Origin of the sequence: Curtobacterium sp. 458, assembly GCF_030406605.1 — a bacterium.
Classification (GTDB): Bacteria; Actinomycetota; Actinomycetes; order Actinomycetales; family Microbacteriaceae; genus Curtobacterium.
The window spans coordinates 3,276,314-3,293,025 of sequence record NZ_CP129104.1 but is presented as its reverse complement, the minus strand read 5'-3'; the positions used below and the strand labels follow the sequence as shown (position 1 = coordinate 3,293,025).

The window sequence follows — 16,712 nt, the reverse complement described above, 5'->3', positions numbered from 1 at the left end:
ACTTGTCCGCACGGATCCCCCCGGTCCTCCGGCCCGAACACCCCACCCCCCGATCGGTCGCCGAACTGGCGAACGGCTTCGGGCTGCGCGTCGTCGGCTCGCTCGACGGCGTCGAGACCACGGGTGTCACCCTGAGCGCTGCCGAGGTGCAGCCCGGTGACCTGTTCGTCGGTGTGCACGGCGCGAACCGCCACGGCGCCCAGTTCGCGACCGAGGCCGCCGAGCGCGGTGCGGTCGCGGTCCTCACCGACGCCGACGGCATGGCGCTCGCGGAACCGTCCGGCCTGCCCGTGCTCGTGGTCGACGACCCCCGTGCGGCGCTCGGCGACGTCTCGGCGTGGGTCTACCGGACCCACCCGGACGAGGCGACCGACCTCCCGCAGCTCTTCGCGACGACCGGGACGAACGGCAAGACCAGCACCTCGTACATCCTCGAGGGCATCCTCAAGCAACTCGGCCTCGTCGCCGGCCTGAGCTCCACCGCCGAACGGCACATCGGCGCCCTCAGCGTGACGAGCCGTCTGACCACACCCGAGGCGAGCGAGATGCACGCGCTCCTCGCCCGCATGCGCGAGGCCGAGGTCCGCGCCGTGGCCGTCGAGGTGAGCGCGCAGGCCCTCAGCCGCCACCGTGTCGACGGGATCGTGTTCGACGTCGCCGGGTTCACGAACCTCTCGCACGACCACCTCGACGACTACGCCGACATGGAGGAGTACTACCAGGCCAAGCTGCCGCTCTTCCAGCCCGAGCACGCCCGCCGCGGGGTCGTCTCGCTCGACACCGACTGGGGTCACCGCGTGGTGCAGGACTCCCGCATCCCGGTGACGACCATCACGGTGCACCCCGAGGTCGAGGCCGAGTGGCACGTCGACATCCTCGAGGCGCACGCGGCGTACACCGAGTTCCGGCTGACCGGGCCCGAGGGCCGCGAGCTGACCACCCGCGTGCCGCTCATCGGCTGGCACATGGCCGCGAACGCCGCGCTCGCGATCGTGATGCTGGTCGAGGGCGGGTTCGAGCTCGGTGCGATCGCGCAGGCGCTCGAGACCGGCCACCGCCGCTACCCCGACGAGGACGAGCGTGAGGGACGCGGCGAGCGGACGAGCGCCATCGAGTGCTACCTCCCCGGACGCACCGAGCGCGTCTCCGGTGAACACGGCCCGAGCGTCTACGTGGACTTCGGCCACAGCCCCGACGCGTTCGAGAACACCCTCGCGGCCGTCCGCCAGTTCACGCCCGGTCGGGTCCTCATGCTGTTCGGCGCCGACGGCGACCGCGACACCACGAAGCGTGCGGACATGGCGCGGGTCGCCGCCGCCGGCAGTGACGTGCTCGTGATCACCGACCACCACCCGCGCTTCGAGGACGCCGCGTCGATCCGGAAGACCCTGGTCGACGCCGCACGCGAGGCGTACCCGGACCACGAGCTCTACGAGGTCAGCCCGCCCGAGGCCGCGATCCGGAAGGCCGTGGGTCTGCTCGGCGAGGGCGACTCGATCCTCTGGGCCGGCCCCGGCCACCAGGACTACCGCGACATCCAGGGTGTCCGCACGCCCTACTCGGCTCGCGACGAGGCCCGTCAGGCCCTGCGCGAGGCTGGCTGGGAACCGAACAGCGGCCCGGTGGAGGAGACCCGATGATCCCCATGACCCTCGCCGAGATCGCCGCCGCGGTCGACGGCGAGCTGATCGGTGGCGCCCAGGCGGACCTGGTCGTCGACGGCTCCGTCGAGACGGACTCCCGGCTCGTGACCCCCGGCAGCGTCTTCTTCGCCCTCCCCGGCGAGGTCACCGACGGCCGCCGCTTCGTCCCGGCCGCGACCGAGGCCGGCGCCGCCCTGGTCATCACGCCCGAGCGCGTCGAGACCGCCGCGCCGCAGATCGTCGTGGCCGACGGGTACGCCGCCCTGGCCGCCCTCGCCCACGAGGTCGTCGCCCGCGTGCGCGCCTCCAGTGCCGACCGCGTCGACGCCGACGGCCGTCCCGCGCCGCTGCGCGTCGTCGGCATCACGGGCTCGAACGGGAAGACGAGCACGAAGAACATGCTCGCCACCATCCTGTCGACGCAGGGCGAGACGATCGCGCCGAAGGGCTCGTTCAACAACCACGTCGGCGCACCGATCTCGATGCTCCGGATCACGCACGACACCCGCTTCCTCGTGGTCGAGATGGGCGCGAGCGGCAAGGGCCACATCGCCAAGCTCGTCTCGATCGCGGAGCCCGACGTCGGCGTCGTCCTCAAGGTGGGCCTCGCGCACGCCGGCGAGTTCGGCGGGATCGAGGCCACCCAGAAGGCCAAGTCCGAGATGGTCACCGACCTCCCGGAGACCGCCACGGCGCTCCTCAACGTCGACGACGACCGCGTCGCCGCGATGCGCGACCTGACGCGCGCTCGCGTCGTCGGGTTCGGCACGTCGGCCGACGCCGACTACCGCATCGGCGGCATCGAGACGGACCGGACCGGCACGCGGTTCACGCTGACCGGGCCGACGGGTGACCAGCCTGGGCCCACGCCGCCGGTTCCGGATCGACGCGCCAGCGGCGAGACGGCCGTGCCGGTGGGGAGAGGCACGGATCGCCCCGCCGAGACCGCCGACGTCCGCCTCGCCATCATCGGGGAACACCACGCGATGAACGCCAGCGCGGCGCTCACGGTGGCGAACCTGTGGGGCGTCCCCCTCGCCACCGGCGCCGAGGCGCTCGCGTCGATGACGCGAGCCGAGCGCTGGCGCATGGAGATCCTCCCGGGAGGCCCGGAGGGCGTGACCGTCATCAACGACGCGTACAACGCGTCCCCGGACTCGACCGCAGCGGCGCTGCGGACCCTGGCGCAGATCGTGCGGCCGGGGGAGCGCGCGGTCGCCGTGCTCGGCGAGATGAGCGAGCTCGGCGAGTTCGCGACCGAGGAGCACGACCGGCTCGGCCGGCTCGTGGTCCGGCTCGGCATCGGGCAGCTCGTGGTCGTCGGCCGCGGCGCGATGCCGATCCACCAGGCCGCCACCCTCGAGGGATCGTGGGACGGCGAGTCAGTGTTCACCGAGGACGTCGACGAGGCCGTCCGCACCCTCGAGACCATGCTCCGCCCCGGCGACGTGGTCCTCGTCAAGTCCTCGAACTCCGCCGGACTGCGCTTCCTCGGAGACCGACTCGGAGGAGTCACCGAATGATCGCGCTCCTGGTCGCCGGCGCCGTGTCGCTGGTGTTCACGCTGCTGCTCACGCCGCTCTTCATCAAGCTGTTCCACCGTCTCGGGTGGGGGCAGTTCATCCGCGACGACGGACCCCAGTCGCACCACACCAAGCGCGGCACGGCCACGATGGGCGGCATCGTCCTCATCATCGGCTCGGTGATCGGCTACTTCGTCGGACACCTCGTCGGCCGCGACTCGGTGACGCTCTCCGGCCTGCTCGTGCTGTTCCTCATGGTCGGCCTCGGGTTCGTCGGCTTCGTAGACGACTTCCTCAAGGTCCGGCGCCAGCGGAGCCTCGGCCTCGGCGGCTGGGCCAAGGTGCTCGGCCAGGTGATCGTCGGCGTCATCTTCGCCACCGTCGCCCTCGTGGTGCCCTCCGGCAACGGCAAGCCCCCCGCGTCGACGATGATCTCCGCGATCCGGGACATCCCGTGGCTCGACCTCATGGCGCTCGGGACGGTCATCGGGACGATCCTGTTCCTGGCGTGGATCGTGCTGCTCACGGTGTCGACGTCGAACGGCGTCAACGTCGCGGACGGCCTCGACGGGCTCGCGACCGGGTCGAGCATCCTCGCGATCGGCTCCTACGTCATCATCGGGTTCTGGCAGTCGAACCAGCAGTGCGGCAGCCCGCGCCTCGACGAGACCACCGCCCACGCCTGCTACACGGTGTCGAACCCGCTCGACCTTGCGGTGGTCGCCGCGGCCGTCGTCGGCGGGCTGATCGGGTTCCTCTGGTACAACACGTCCCCGGCACAGATCTTCCTCGGCGACACCGGCTCGCTCGGCCTCGGCGGTGCCCTCGCCGGCCTCGCGGTCCTCAGCCGCACCGAGCTGCTGCTCGTCCTCATCGGCGGTCTGTTCTTCATCGTCACCGGTTCGGTCATCCTGCAGCGGGCGTACTTCAAGATCACGCACGGCAAGCGCATCTTCCGGATGAGTCCGCTGCACCACCACTTCGAGCTCAAGGGTTGGGCCGAGGTGACGGTCGTCGTGCGCTTCTGGATCATCGCCGGGCTGTGCGTCGTCGGCGGCGTCGGCCTCTTCTACCTGGAGTGGATCACCCGTGTCGGCTGACGCCACGACCCCCGACCGGCTCAGCGGTCTCGACAGCTGGTACGCGGAGGGCTGGAAGGGGCTCCGGGTCGCCGTGCTCGGCCTCGGGTCGACGGGCTTCTCGGTCGCGGACACCCTCGTCGAGCTCGCCAGCGAGGTCACGGTGTACGCACCGGACGGCCCCGCGGACACGATCGAGCTGCTCGACGTGATCGGGGCACGGTTCGAGCGCACCCCGCTCGACGCCGTCCCGGACGCGCTCGTCGAGCAGGCGCCCGACGTCGTCGTGGTCTCGCCCGGTCTGCCGCCGCACAACGCCTCGGTCCGGTGGGCCGTCGAGCACAGCACAGTGTGGGGCGACATCGAGCTCGCCTGGCGGGTGCGCGACAAGGTCGTCCGCGGCCCGGTCGCCGCCCCGTGGGTGACCATCACCGGCACGAACGGCAAGACCACCACCACCCAGCTGACCACCGCGATGTTCGAGGCCGCCGGGCTCCGTGCCGTGTCCTGCGGCAACATCGGTGTGCCGGTGCTCGACGTCGTCCGCGACCCGGACGGCTTCGACGTCCTCGTGGTCGAGCTGTCGAGCCACCAGCTGCACTACATGGCCGACGCCGGCGACGGCGCGGTCGTGCCGCTCGCGAGCGCCTGCCTGAACATCGCCGACGACCACCTCGAGTGGCACGGCTCGGCCGAGGCCTACCGCGCGGCGAAGGCGAAGGTCTACGAGCGCACCGTGATGGCGTGCGTCTACAACACGACCGACGAGGTCACCCGGACCATGGTCGAGGGCGCCGACGTGGTGGAGGGCTGCCGCGCCGTCGGGTTCACCCCCGGGGTCCCCGCACCCGGTGACGTCGGGATCGTCGAGGACGTCCTCTGCGACCGCGCGTTCGGGGAGGACCGCCGGTCGAGCGCCCTCGAGCTCGCGACCCTCGCGGACCTCGAGGAGGCCGGGCTCGCGAGCCCGCACATGACGATGAACGTCCTCGCCGCCGCCGCGCTCGCCCGAGCCGCCACCGTGCAGCCCGCCGCGATCCAGCAGGCCGTCCGGGGCTTCCGCGCCGACCACCACCGGACCGAACTCGTCGCCTCTGCGGACGGCATCACCTGGGTCGACGACTCGAAGGCGACGAACCCGCACGCGGCGACCGCGTCCCTGGCGTCGTTCGACACCGTCGTGTGGATCGTCGGGGGGCTCTTCAAGGGCGTCGACGTCGACGGGCTCGTGCAGCGGTTCGGCCCCGGTGTCCGCGGCGTCGTCGTCATCGGCACCGACCGTGCGCCGGTGCTCGAGGCATTCGCGCGACACGCGCCGTCGGTCCCGGTCCTGCAGGTCGAGGCATCGGACACTGATCAGGTCATGCCCGAGGCGGTCCGGCATGCCGCATCGGTCGCGAGGCCGGGCGACACGGTCCTCCTCGCCCCGGCGGCGGCGTCGTTCGACCAGTTCGACTCGTACTCCGACCGGGGGCGTCGGTTCGCGGCGGCGGTCCACGAGCACCTGGGAGGAAACGGCGATGGCGGACCTTCCGGCGAACGGCCCTAGCGGCGCAGCGGGCGCGCGCGGCACGAGTGCGACCGGCACGTCGAGCGCGCGCGGCACGGGCGCGACCGGCACGTCGAGCGCGACCGGCGCGGGATCGTCGCGGCGCCGCCCGACAGGCGCCGTCGTCGCGGTGAAGAACGTGTTCGTCGCCGAGTCGGCCACGTTCTACACGATCCTCGGCGTCACGCTCTTCCTCGTCGTCTTCGGCGTCGTCATGGTGCTCTCGTCCTCCAGCGTCGAGCAGTACGCCGCCACGCACGACTTCTTCGGCGCAGCGTCCCGGCAGGGGCTCTACGCGGTGCTCGGCGTGCCGCTCATGCTCATCGCCAGCCGGGTGCCCGCCCGCGCCTGGCGGAAGTGGGCGATGGGGATCCTGGGCGCGGCGCTCGTGCTGCAGCTGCTCGTCTACACACCGCTCGGCGTGGAGATCCAGGGCAACCGGAACTGGATCTCGATCGGCTCGTTCAGCGCGCAGCCCTCCGAGGCCGTGAAGCTCGGACTCGCCCTCGCGGTCGGCGCGATCATGTACGTCAAGCGGGACAAGCTCGACAACTGGAAGGAGCTGTTCGTCCCGATCGGCATCGCCATCGTGCTGCCGCTCGGCCTCGTGCTCCTCGGCGGCGACCAGGGCACGGCGATGATCATGCTCATCCTCGTCCTCGGCGCCCTCTACGTCGGTGGCGCGCGGGCGAAGCACCTGCTCGTGGTCGTCGGCACGATCGCCGTCGTGCTGCCGTTCATCACGATGACGTCGGCGTCGCGGTCGTACCGCATCAACGCCTGGCTCTCCGGCTGCACCGACTCGAACCAGTTCCAGGACCTCTGCTGGCAGCCCGTGCACGGCATGTGGGCGCTGGCGTCCGGCGGCGTCTTCGGTGTCGGACTCGGCAACTCCAAGGCGAAGTGGTCCTGGCTGCCCGAGGCCGACAACGACTACATCTTCGCGATCATCGGCGAGGAACTCGGGCTCATCGGCGCCGTCGTCGTCCTCGCGCTCTTCGTGGTCCTCGCGGTCAGCATGATCAAGGTCATCCGGCAGAGCCGCGACCCGTTCGTCAAGACCGTCACCGGCGGCATCCTCGCGTGGATCATCGGGCAGGCGCTCGTCAACATCGCGGTGGTCCTCGGGCTCCTGCCGGTGCTCGGGGTGCCGTTGCCGCTCATCTCCGCGGGTGGCTCGGCGCTCATCATGACCCTCGTCGGCATCGGTGTGGTGCTGTCGTTCGCGCGGGACCTGCCCGGCAAGCGCTCCGACGACCCGGGCATCGACCACCGGACCGCCCTGCGCGGCTCGGGCGCCAGCACCGGCGCCCGCGCCGGCACCACCCCGCGCAGTCCGCGCACGAACGGAGCCCAGCGGTGAGCCGCTACCTCTTCGCCGGCGGCGGGACCGCCGGCCACGTGAACCCCCTGCTCGCGGTCGCCGACCGGCTGACCGAGCGCGACCCCGACGCCGAGGTGCTCGTCCTCGGGACCGCCGAGGGCCTCGAGTCCCGGCTCGTCCCGATGCGCGGCTACGAACTGCTGACGATCCCGCGCCTGCCCTTCCCGAGGAAGCCGAACGCCGCAGCGCTGCGCTTCCCCGGCGCCTTCCGGCGCGCGGTGCAACGCACCGAGCAGATCATCCGCGACCGCGGCGTCGACGTCGTCCTCGGGGTCGGCGGCTACGCGGCCGCTCCCGCCTACATCGCGGCCCGTCGCACCGGCACGCCGATCGTCGTGCACGAGCAGAACGCCAAGCCCGGCCTCGCGAACCGCCTCGCCGCGTTCCTCACCGAGCACGTCGGCGTCACGTTCTCGAACACCCGACTCCGGCACGGCCGCGTCGTCGGCATGCCGCTCCGTCGCGAGGTCGAGTCCCTGGACCGCCGTGCGAGCCGGGCCGAGGGGCTCGCGGAGTTCGGCCTCGACGCCGACCGCCCCGTCCTGCTGGTGACCGGTGGGTCCTCGGGAGCCCGGAGCATCAACCGCACGGTGAACCGCAGCGCAGCCGCGATCGTCGGCGCCGGGTGGCAGGTGCTGCACGTCGTCGGTGCGAAGTCGGACATCGGGCCGAGCGACCTCGACGGCTACCACGTGCTGCCCTACTGCGACCGCATGGACCTCGCGTACGCCGCGAGCGACTTCGTGGTCTCGCGGTCCGGCGCCGGCATGGTCTGCGAGCTCACCGCCGTCGGGCTGCCGAGCGTCCTCGTGCCGTACCCGGTCGGCAACGGCGAACAGCGGCACAACGCGAAGGACGTCGTCGACGCCGGGGGAGCGGTCCTCGTGGCCGACGGGGAATTCGACCAGGACTGGGTGACGTTCCAGCTCCTGACGCTCCTGCAGGACCGCGCCCGCGTCGCGAGCATGGCGGTCCGCGCGGGCAGCGTCGGACACCGCGACGGCGCCGACCGGATGACCGACCTCGTGCTCGACGCCGCACGGAGCGCAACCCGCGCCGGGCAGAGCGAGACGACCGGCGACGCAACCCGCGCCGGACAGAGCGACACGTCCGGCGACGCAGCACGGAACGCACCGCGCGCCGAGACCGGCGACACAGCACGCGACGCCGACGGCCGGCCGACCACCGGCAGCACCACGGAGGAACCATGACCATCAAGCCGGACCTGACCCAGCCGATCCCGGACGACCTCGGTGCCGTGCACTTCGTCGGCATCGGTGGTTCCGGGATGAGCGGCATCGCCCGGATGTTCCTCGCCGCCGGCCACCGCGTCAGCGGGAGCGACGCCCGCGAGACCGCGACCACGCAGACGATGCGAGAGCTCGGCGCCGACGTGCACATCGGTCACGACGCCGCGAACGTCGCCGAGGCGGACACGATCGTCGTCACGAGCGCGTTGTGGCCGGACAACCCCGAGCTGCTCGAGGCCCAGCGCCGCGGCATCCCGGTGCTGCACCGGTCCCAGGCCCTCGCGGCGCTCATCGCCGGGCAGCGCCTCGTCGCGGTCGCCGGTGCCCACGGCAAGACCACCTCGACGGGCATGATCGTCACCGCCCTCGTCGAGCTCGGCCTCGACCCGAGCTTCGTGAACGGCGGCGTCATCCAGTCCCTCGGCACGAGCTCGGCCCCGGGTTCGAGCGACCTCTTCGTCGTCGAGGCCGACGAGTCCGACGGCTCCTTCCTGCTCTACGACGTGGCCGTGGCGCTCGTCACGAACGTCGACGCCGACCACCTCGACCACTACGGCAGCGTCGAGGCGTTCACCGAGGCGTTCGTCGACTTCGCCGCGAAGGCCTCCGAGCGCCTGGTCATCTCGAGCGACGACGGCGAGGCCAAGCGCGTCACCGCGGGAGTCCGTGCCCGACCCGACGCGCCGGAGATCGTCACGTTCGGCGAGGCGGACGACGCCGACGTCCGCATCGAGCGCATCACCGAGTCGGCCGGGGTCGAGGTCGACTTCCGCGCCGGCGGTGAGTCGCACCACCTGACCCTGCGGGTGCCCGGGCGGCACAACGCCGTGAACGCGGTCGGGGCCTTCGCGGTCCTCACCGGCCTCGGCGTCGCGCCCGCCGACGCGATCCGTGGGATCGAGGCCTTCGGCGGCACCCAGCGACGCTTCGAGCTCCACGGCGTCGAGCGCGGGGTGTCGGTGTACGACGACTACGCGCACCACCCGACCGAGGTGGCGGCGGCGCTCCGGGCAGCGCGCAACGTCGTCGGGGACGGCCGGATCATCGCGATCCACCAGCCGCACCTGTACTCGCGCACACGGCTCATGGCCGGCGACTTCGCGAAGGTCTACGAGGAGCTCGCGGACCACACCGTCGTGCTCGACGTCTACGGTGCGCGCGAGGACCCCGAGCCCGGCGTCACGGGCGCGCTCGTGCAGGAGCGCTTCGCGGACCAGTCCCGCGTCGACTTCCTGCCCGACTGGGACGAGGCCTCGGCCCGCGCGGCCGCGGTCGCGCAGGACGGCGACATCATCATGACGCTCAGCTGCGGTGACGTGTACCGGATCATCCCGCAGGTGCTCACGGCGCTGCACGACGGAGCGCAGTCCCGGTGAAGCGTCCCGAGGGGTTCGACGAGCGTCCGGAGCCGACCGCTCCGGACGAGGGCGCCCCGGCGCCCCGGCAGCGTCGTGCCCCCCGGCTCCCGCGTCGACCGGTCGCGCCGACACCCGAGGACGGCCTGGAGGCACGGGTCGACCCCGCCCCGCCGGCTGCGGGACCCGAGGCGGCCGGGCCGGAGGACGAGGCAGCGCCGTCCTCGCGTGACCGCGCCTCCGCCCTCGCCGGTGCCGCCGGCCGCCGCCTGGGCGCCGGGCTGTCGTCCGTCGCCGGGCGACTCCGCGAGTACGCACCGGACGAGGACCACCCCTCCGACGACCGCGGCGGACCGCGCCCCCGTCCGGACGATGCGACGTCCGGCGGCTCCGTCCACGACGATGGCCGGGTCACCGACGTCCTGGAGACCCCGATCGGGACGAAGGTCCGCGCCGCCGAGACCGCTCGAGAGGCCCGCATCGCCAGGCGCCGCCGCCGTCTCCTCGAACGCGCCGAGGTCCGCCGCTTCACCCGGCGCAGCCGCCACCGCCGTGCCGCGTGGATCACGGCGGCCGGGATCGTCGTGGTGCTCGGCGCTTCGATCCTCGTCGCGGTGTACTCGCCGCTCATGGCCCTGCAGACGATCGAGGTCAAGGGCACGAACCGGGTGGACGACGTCGCGCTCCGACGGGCGCTGTCCGGTCAGATCGGCACGCCGCTCGCCCGACTCGACTTCGACGAGGTCAAGCGCGACATCGCGCAGTTCCCGCTCGTCGAGAGCTACGTCACCGAGGAGGCGCCGCCGCACACCCTCGTCGTGACCGTCACCGAGCGCACGCCCGTGGTCGCCGTGCAGTCCGGCCGCACCTTCGATCTCGTCGACCCGGCCGGCATCGTCGTGCAGTCGGCGAAGGACCGCCCGGCGTCGATGCCCCTCGCCGACATCGGCAGCGCGAAGCTCGGTTCCCCGGTGTTCCGCACCATGTCCGAGGTGGTCCTGGCGCTCCCGTCGTCGGTGCGCTCGCAGACGAAGGCCGTCAAGGCCTCCACCGCGGACGACGTCACCCTGACGCTCAAGGACGGCTCGAAGGTCGTCTGGGGGAGCCCCGACGCGTCGGACGCGAAGGCCCGGCTCCTGGCCGCGCTCGTGCGGGACCACGAGACCCGTGACCCGGGGTCGGTCGTCGAGTACGACGTCAGCGCGCCCGACAACGGCGTCATCCGCTCGGCGAAGTAGGCGTCGGAGCCGTCCCGGGCACCGGAGTCGGGCGGAATCGGGCGACACGCGGCGTGGCGGCTGTGCCTCGTCGGGAGGGCACCCGTAGCGTCGACGCAAGCACCACACCTAGCAGCAAAAACCCTGACTTTCAAGTAGAGGTTGAGGGTTCAACCGGAGGCCGGACTGACGTGACCACGAACCACAACTACCTCGCCGTCATCAAGGTCGTCGGTGTCGGCGGCGGCGGCGTCAACGCCGTGAACCGCATGATCGAGCTCGGCCTCCGCGGCGTGGAGTTCATCGCGATCAACACCGACGCGCAGGCCCTGCTGCTCAGCGACGCCGACGTCAAGCTCGACGTCGGTCGCGAGATCACCCGCGGCCTCGGCGCCGGCGCGGACCCCGAGGTCGGCCGTCGCGCCGCCGAGGACCACGCCGAGGAGATCGAGGAAGCCCTCGCGGGTGCCGACATGGTCTTCGTCACCGCGGGCGAGGGCGGCGGGACCGGTACGGGTGGTGCTCCCGTGGTGGCCCGCATCGCGAAGTCGATCGGCGCGCTGACCATCGGCGTCGTCACGAAGCCGTTCAGCTTCGAGGGCAAGCGTCGGCAGTCCCAGGCCGAGAACGGCGTCGCGTCGCTCAAGGACGAGGTCGACACGCTGATCGTCGTCCCGAACGACCGCCTCCTCGAGATCTCCGACCGCGGCATCTCGATGGTCGAGGCCTTCGCGACCGCCGACCAGGTCCTCCTCGCCGGCGTCCAGGGCATCACCGACCTCATCACGACCCCCGGCCTCATCAACCTCGACTTCGCCGACGTCAAGTCGGTCATGCAGGGTGCGGGCTCGGCGCTCATGGGCATCGGCTCCTCGCGCGGGGCCGACCGGGCGATCAAGGCCGCCGAGCTCGCGGTCGCCAGCCCGCTGCTCGAAGCCTCGATCGACGGCGCGCACGGCGTGCTCCTGTCGATCCAGGGCGGATCGAACCTCGGCATCTTCGAGATCAACGACGCCGCCCGCCTGGTGCAGGAGGCCGTCCACCCCGAGGCGAACATCATCTTCGGTGCGGTCATCGACGACACCCTCGGCGACGAGGTCCGCGTGACCGTCATCGCCGCCGGCTTCGACGGTGGCGAGCCGACCGCGCAGCAGAAGGAGCGTCGCTCGAGCTGGGTGGAGGCGGACGGTGGCGGGTCCACCGGCGCCGCGGCCGGTGCCGCCGGCGCGACCGGTGCCATCGAGGACTCGTCGTCCTCGTGGGCGTCGCAGGAGCACGAGGCGCCGGCGCAGCGCGCCGCCGACCCGGCCTTCGACGATGACGACGACGAGCTCGACGTCCCCGACTTCCTGAAGTAACACTGCCGTGGCAGGTGATCCGCGCCTCTCCCAACCGGCACGGCCGGACCGCCGCTGGCGCGTCGCTCCGGAACCGGCGGTCGGGGCCCAGTCCGACTCGTCTCCAGACGACGGACTGGAGGCGCGTCTCGCGTCCGTCAGGAGCGGCATCGCCGACGCGGCGCGGGTCGCGGGGCGCAGCCCCGACGAGCTGACGCTCATCGTCGTGACGAAGTACCACCCGGCGTCGCTCGTCCGCGAGCTCGCCGCGCTCGGCGTCACCGACGTGGGGGAGAACCGCCACCAGGAGGCGCAGGCGAAGGCCGCCGAGCTCGCCGACCTGCCGCTCACGTGGCACTTCGTCGGGCAGCTGCAGTCGAAGAAGGCGCGGCAGGTGCGTCGGTACGCGCACGTCGTGCAGTCGCTGGACCGGGATTCGGTGGTGGACGCCTTTGCCCCGACGGACGCCGAGCCGGAGCCGCCCGTGATCGACGGTTTCGTGCAGGTCAACCTCACGGACGACCCCGAGCGCGGAGGCGTCCGTCCCGATGCCGTCGAGGCCATGGTCGACCGCGTGCTCGGCACCGGGACGATCCGGCTGCGGGGCGTGATGGCGGTCGCGCCGCTCGACGAGGAGCCCCGGGCGGCGTTCGCCCGGCTGCGCGGGATCTCGGAGCGCGTGGTCTCCCTCGCGCCCGGTGCGACGGACATCAGCGCCGGCATGAGCGGCGACTACGCGGAAGCGATCGCCGAGGGCGCGACACACCTCCGGATCGGGACCGCAATCACGGGGAAACGCCCGGACGCACCGTAGCCTCGACAGCAGGGCAACCACGAGCACGAACCCGGGAGGAACCATGGCTGGTCCGCTGAAGAAGACGATGGTCTACCTCGGCCTCGCCGACGAGGAACTCGAGTACGAGGACGAGCCGCAGGCCGCCCCGGCGCGTGCCCAGGCCGCCCCGGCGGCGACTCCCGCTCCGGCTGCTCAGGAAGCCCCGGCGGCGGCTGCACCCGCACCGACCCCGGCCCCCGAGCCCAAGGCGCACACCCCGCAGCGCGGTGCCCAGGTCACCCCGCTCCGCCGCTCGCACACGACCGCACAGAAGGCGACCCCGGTCCAGGAAATGAACGAGATCCTCACCGTCCACCCCCGTGAGTACAAGGACGCGCAGTCCATCGCCGAGAGCTTCCGCGACGGCATCCCCGTGATCATCAACCTCACGCAGATGACCGAGGCGGACGCGCGGCGCATGATCGACTTCGCCTCGGGGCTGTCGCTCGGCCTGTACGGCAAGATCGAGCGCGTCACCAACAAGGTCTTCCTGCTCTCCCCGGCCCACGTCGCAGTGAGCGGTGAGGCGCCTGAGGTAGAGTCCGACATCGAGGCGAACTTCTTCGCCCAGTCCTGAGCCGGACCCGGCGCGCGCTCACCGCCTGCGCCGTACCGGCCGGCCCACCCGCCCGTGACCGACAGTCCGTGAGCAGCCAGCGCGGCTGACGGTCACCCGAGACGAGCGAGCCCCACCGTGACCGCGATCCTCCTGGTCTTGTACTACGCACTCCTGCTCTACATCATCGTGCTCTGGGGTCGGTTCGCCCTGGACCTCGTGCAGACCTTCAACCGGCAGTGGCGTCCGCGGGGCGGGATGCTCGTCGTGGCGGACGTGGTCTACACGATCACCGACCCGCCCATCCGGTTCGTGCGCCGGCTCCTCCCGCCCATGCGGATGGGGCCCGTGGCGCTCGACTTCGGCTGGACGATCGTGCTGCTCGTCGCGATCATCGTCCGGTTCATCGTCGGACTGCTCATCACGGCCTCGGCCTGATCGACAGCCCCGACACGCGCCACGCCAGGCGCGGTGACGACTCCCCACCCCCGTCGGTGTACGGTGGTCGGGATCGATGCTCGCCCCGGCGCGGCATCCGCACCACACGGTACGACTGGTAGATTCGGTCGCACCGGTAGTGGTTCCACACGTTCAGCAGTTCTATTGAGGTGACGGCAATGGCTTTGACGCCGGAAGACGTAGTCAACAAGCGGTTCCAGCCGACGAAGTTCCGCGAGGGCTACGACCAGGACGAGGTCGATGACTTCCTCGACGAGGTCGTGGTCGAGCTCCGCCGCCTGACCGCGGAGAACGACGAGCTCCGTCAGCGCCTGCAGGCCGCCGAGTCGGCGCCGAAGCCGGCCGCGACCGAGCAGGCCGCGGAGCAGCCCGCCCCGACCCCCGAGCCCGAGCCGGCCCCCGTCGCCGCCGCTCCGGAGCCCGCGCCGGTCGCCGCTGCCGCACCCGCCGCTGCCACGGTCTCCCCGGACGAGGACACCGAGGGCACCACGAACCTCCTCACGCTCGCTCGTCGTCTGCACGAAGAGCACGTCCGCGAGGGCATCGAGAAGCGTGACGCGCTCATCGCCGAGGGCACCGCGCAGGCCGCTCGCCTCGTCTCCGACGCCGAGGCCAAGCAGCGCCAGATCATCGCCGACACCGAGAACACCAACCGTCAGCGTGTGGCGGTGCTCGAGCAGGAGCAGCGCCAGCTCGAGGGCAAGATCGACGAGCTCCGCACGTTCGAGCGCGACTACCGCGCTCAGCTGAAGAGCTACATCCAGGGGCAGCTCAACGAGCTCGACACCTCTGGCGGCACCGAGCAGTCCGGGTTCGCCCCGGCCTCTGCCTCGGGCGTCGGCAACTGACGTTGTCACGACCAGCACCACGAGCGAAGGTCAGTGTCCGCGCGATCGCGGCACTGGCCTTCGCCGCTGTCGTCGTGGTGGCACTCGACCAGGTCGTCAAGGCGATCGTCGTCGCGAACCTGCCGTACGGCCGGCCCGTGGCGGTGCTCGGCAACGCCCTGCAGTTCTTCTACGTCCGGAACCCCGGGGCCGCGTTCTCCTTCGCGGTGAACATGACGTGGGTGTTCTCGATCGTCTCGGCGGCCGTCGTCGTCGCGATCATCGTGTTCGCCCGACGGATCCGGTCGATGTGGTGGGCGATCGTTCTCGGCATGCTGCTCGGTGGCGCGCTCGGGAACCTGCTCGACCGGCTCTTCCGTGAGCCCGGCTTCGGCCGCGGGCACGTGGTGGACTTCATCTCGACGCCGTGGATGATGCCCGCGATCTACAACATCGCTGACTCGTTCATCTGCGTGAGCATGGTCATCTTCGTGCTGCTCGTCATCCTCGGGGTGAACCTCGACGGCACGCGCGCGGTCAGCGAGAAGCAGCGTCGCGAGCAGGACGCCGCGGTCGCGACCAGCGAGGCGGAGGCGAGCACTGCCTCCCGGCCGCTCGTCGAGGACCCGCGTGCGCCGCGCGACGGCCGCGACCCGCTCGGCCACGACGCGACGTGAGGTCCCGCACGTGACCGAGTCCCGTTCGCTCCCCGTCCCCGACGGTCTCGCCGGTGAGCGTGTCGACGCCGCCATCGCGAAGCTGCTCGGGTTCAGCCGGTCGTTCGCGGCCGAGGTCGTCGCCGCCGGCGGCGTGACCGTCGACGGCGTCACCGTGGACAAGTCCGACCGGCTGCACGCCGACTCGTGGCTGCAGGTCGAGTGGACGCCGAAGGAAGCCCCGCGGATCGTCCCGGTCGAGGTGCCGGGCATGACGGTCGTGCACGACGACGAGGACATCGTCGTCGTCGACAAGCCCATCGGCGTCGCAGCGCACCCGTCACCCGGGTGGGACGGCCCGACCGTCCCCGGGGGCCTCGCCGCCGCGGGCTTCACGATCGCGACCTCCGGGGCCGCCGAGCGGGCGGGCATCGTGCACCGGCTCGACGTCGGCACGTCGGGGCTGATGGTCGTCGCCAAGACCGAGCTCGCCTACACGCACCTGAAGCGGGCGTTCAAGGAGCGCACGGTCGACAAGGTCTACCACGCGCTCGCGCAGGGCCACCCGGACCCGACCTCCGGCACGATCGACGCCCCGATCGGCCGGCACCCGTCGAGCGACTGGAAGTTCGCGGTGACGGCGGACGGCAAGCCGAGCGTCACGCACTACGAGACCCTCGAGGCCTTCCGGTCGGCGACCCTGCTCGAGGTGCACCTCGAGACCGGGCGGACGCACCAGATCCGCGTGCACATGGCGGCGACGCGGCACCCGCTCGTGGGCGACACGATGTACGGAGCCGACCCGGTGCTCGCCGAGGAGCTCGGGCTGACCCGGCAGTGGCTCGACGCCGTGCGGCTCGGGTTCGAGCACCCGCGCACCGGGTCGTGGGTGGAGTTCGAGGCCTCGTACCCGGACGACCTGCAGCAGGCGCTCGACCGCATCCGCGCGGCGTAGGGGCGCCGGGGGCGCTCGGCGTCGTGCCGAGGTTCCGGGATCGCGGCACCTCGCGCCGCGTACGGCCGATCCGTGGAACCTCGGCGA

General features: G+C 71.9%; 15 protein-coding genes. All 15 read left to right on the top strand.

What is annotated here, in order from left to right:
• The first annotated feature begins 2 nt into the window (after positions 1 to 2).
• Positions 3 to 1,640 carry a UDP-N-acetylmuramoyl-L-alanyl-D-glutamate--2,6-diaminopimelate ligase gene (locus QPJ90_RS15880; protein WP_290132109.1) on the top strand — a complete coding sequence of 546 codons (1,638 nt, stop codon included), beginning with the start codon at positions 3 to 5 and terminating at the stop codon, positions 1,638 to 1,640.
• Positions 1,637 to 3,166 (top strand): UDP-N-acetylmuramoyl-tripeptide--D-alanyl-D-alanine ligase, encoded by a 1,530-nt coding sequence (gene murF / locus QPJ90_RS15875; RefSeq protein ID WP_290132108.1) that lies wholly within the window; start codon positions 1,637 to 1,639, stop codon positions 3,164 to 3,166. Before QPJ90_RS15880 ends, murF begins: the two co-directional genes overlap by 4 nt.
• Complete coding sequence (mraY, locus tag QPJ90_RS15870) at positions 3,163 to 4,266, top strand: phospho-N-acetylmuramoyl-pentapeptide-transferase (RefSeq protein WP_290132107.1); 1,104 nt, start codon at positions 3,163 to 3,165, stop codon at positions 4,264 to 4,266. The genes murF and mraY overlap by 4 nt, the downstream gene beginning before the upstream one ends.
• On the top strand, positions 4,256 to 5,794 hold the full coding sequence (gene murD, locus QPJ90_RS15865) for a UDP-N-acetylmuramoyl-L-alanine--D-glutamate ligase (protein ID WP_290132106.1): 1,539 nt from the start codon (positions 4,256 to 4,258) through the stop codon (positions 5,792 to 5,794). Before mraY ends, murD begins: the two co-directional genes overlap by 11 nt.
• Entirely contained in the window at positions 5,766 to 7,157 is a 1,392-nt protein-coding gene (gene ftsW / locus QPJ90_RS15860; protein WP_290132105.1) for a putative lipid II flippase FtsW, read from the top strand. Before murD ends, ftsW begins: the two co-directional genes overlap by 29 nt.
• The gene (locus QPJ90_RS15855; protein WP_290132104.1) at positions 7,154 to 8,389 is read left to right on the top strand and encodes a UDP-N-acetylglucosamine--N-acetylmuramyl-(pentapeptide) pyrophosphoryl-undecaprenol N-acetylglucosamine transferase; all 1,236 of its coding nucleotides are present in this window, start codon (positions 7,154 to 7,156) and stop codon (positions 8,387 to 8,389) included. Before ftsW ends, QPJ90_RS15855 begins: the two co-directional genes overlap by 4 nt.
• Entirely contained in the window at positions 8,386 to 9,804 is a 1,419-nt protein-coding gene (gene murC, locus QPJ90_RS15850) for a UDP-N-acetylmuramate--L-alanine ligase (protein WP_290132103.1), read from the top strand. Before QPJ90_RS15855 ends, murC begins: the two co-directional genes overlap by 4 nt.
• The gene (locus tag QPJ90_RS15845; protein ID WP_290132102.1) at positions 9,801 to 11,021 is read left to right on the top strand and encodes an FtsQ-type POTRA domain-containing protein; all 1,221 of its coding nucleotides are present in this window, start codon (positions 9,801 to 9,803) and stop codon (positions 11,019 to 11,021) included. Before murC ends, QPJ90_RS15845 begins: the two co-directional genes overlap by 4 nt.
• 170 nt (positions 11,022 to 11,191) lie before the next feature.
• Positions 11,192 to 12,358 carry a cell division protein FtsZ gene (ftsZ, locus tag QPJ90_RS15840; RefSeq protein WP_290132101.1) on the top strand — a complete coding sequence of 389 codons (1,167 nt, stop codon included), beginning with the start codon at positions 11,192 to 11,194 and terminating at the stop codon, positions 12,356 to 12,358.
• A 115-nt stretch (positions 12,359 to 12,473) separates the two neighbouring features.
• Complete coding sequence (locus QPJ90_RS15835) at positions 12,474 to 13,151, top strand: YggS family pyridoxal phosphate-dependent enzyme (protein ID WP_290134256.1); 678 nt, start codon at positions 12,474 to 12,476, stop codon at positions 13,149 to 13,151.
• A gap of 43 nt (positions 13,152 to 13,194) precedes the next feature.
• Positions 13,195 to 13,749: a cell division protein SepF gene (gene sepF / locus QPJ90_RS15830; protein WP_290132100.1), complete on the top strand. Its 555-nt coding sequence runs from the start codon at positions 13,195 to 13,197 to the stop codon at positions 13,747 to 13,749.
• Between the two features lie 117 nt (positions 13,750 to 13,866).
• Positions 13,867 to 14,166, top strand: a complete 300-nt coding sequence (locus tag QPJ90_RS15825; protein WP_290132099.1) for a YggT family protein — start codon at positions 13,867 to 13,869, stop codon at positions 14,164 to 14,166.
• A gap of 179 nt (positions 14,167 to 14,345) precedes the next feature.
• Positions 14,346 to 15,035: a DivIVA domain-containing protein gene (locus QPJ90_RS15820; protein ID WP_290132098.1), complete on the top strand. Its 690-nt coding sequence runs from the start codon at positions 14,346 to 14,348 to the stop codon at positions 15,033 to 15,035.
• Positions 15,036 to 15,037: 2 nt separating this feature from the next.
• The gene (gene lspA / locus QPJ90_RS15815) at positions 15,038 to 15,691 is read left to right on the top strand and encodes a signal peptidase II (protein ID WP_290132097.1); all 654 of its coding nucleotides are present in this window, start codon (positions 15,038 to 15,040) and stop codon (positions 15,689 to 15,691) included.
• A 10-nt stretch (positions 15,692 to 15,701) separates the two neighbouring features.
• The gene (locus QPJ90_RS15810; protein ID WP_290132096.1) at positions 15,702 to 16,625 is read left to right on the top strand and encodes an RluA family pseudouridine synthase; all 924 of its coding nucleotides are present in this window, start codon (positions 15,702 to 15,704) and stop codon (positions 16,623 to 16,625) included.
• Positions 16,626 to 16,712 lie beyond the last annotated feature (87 nt).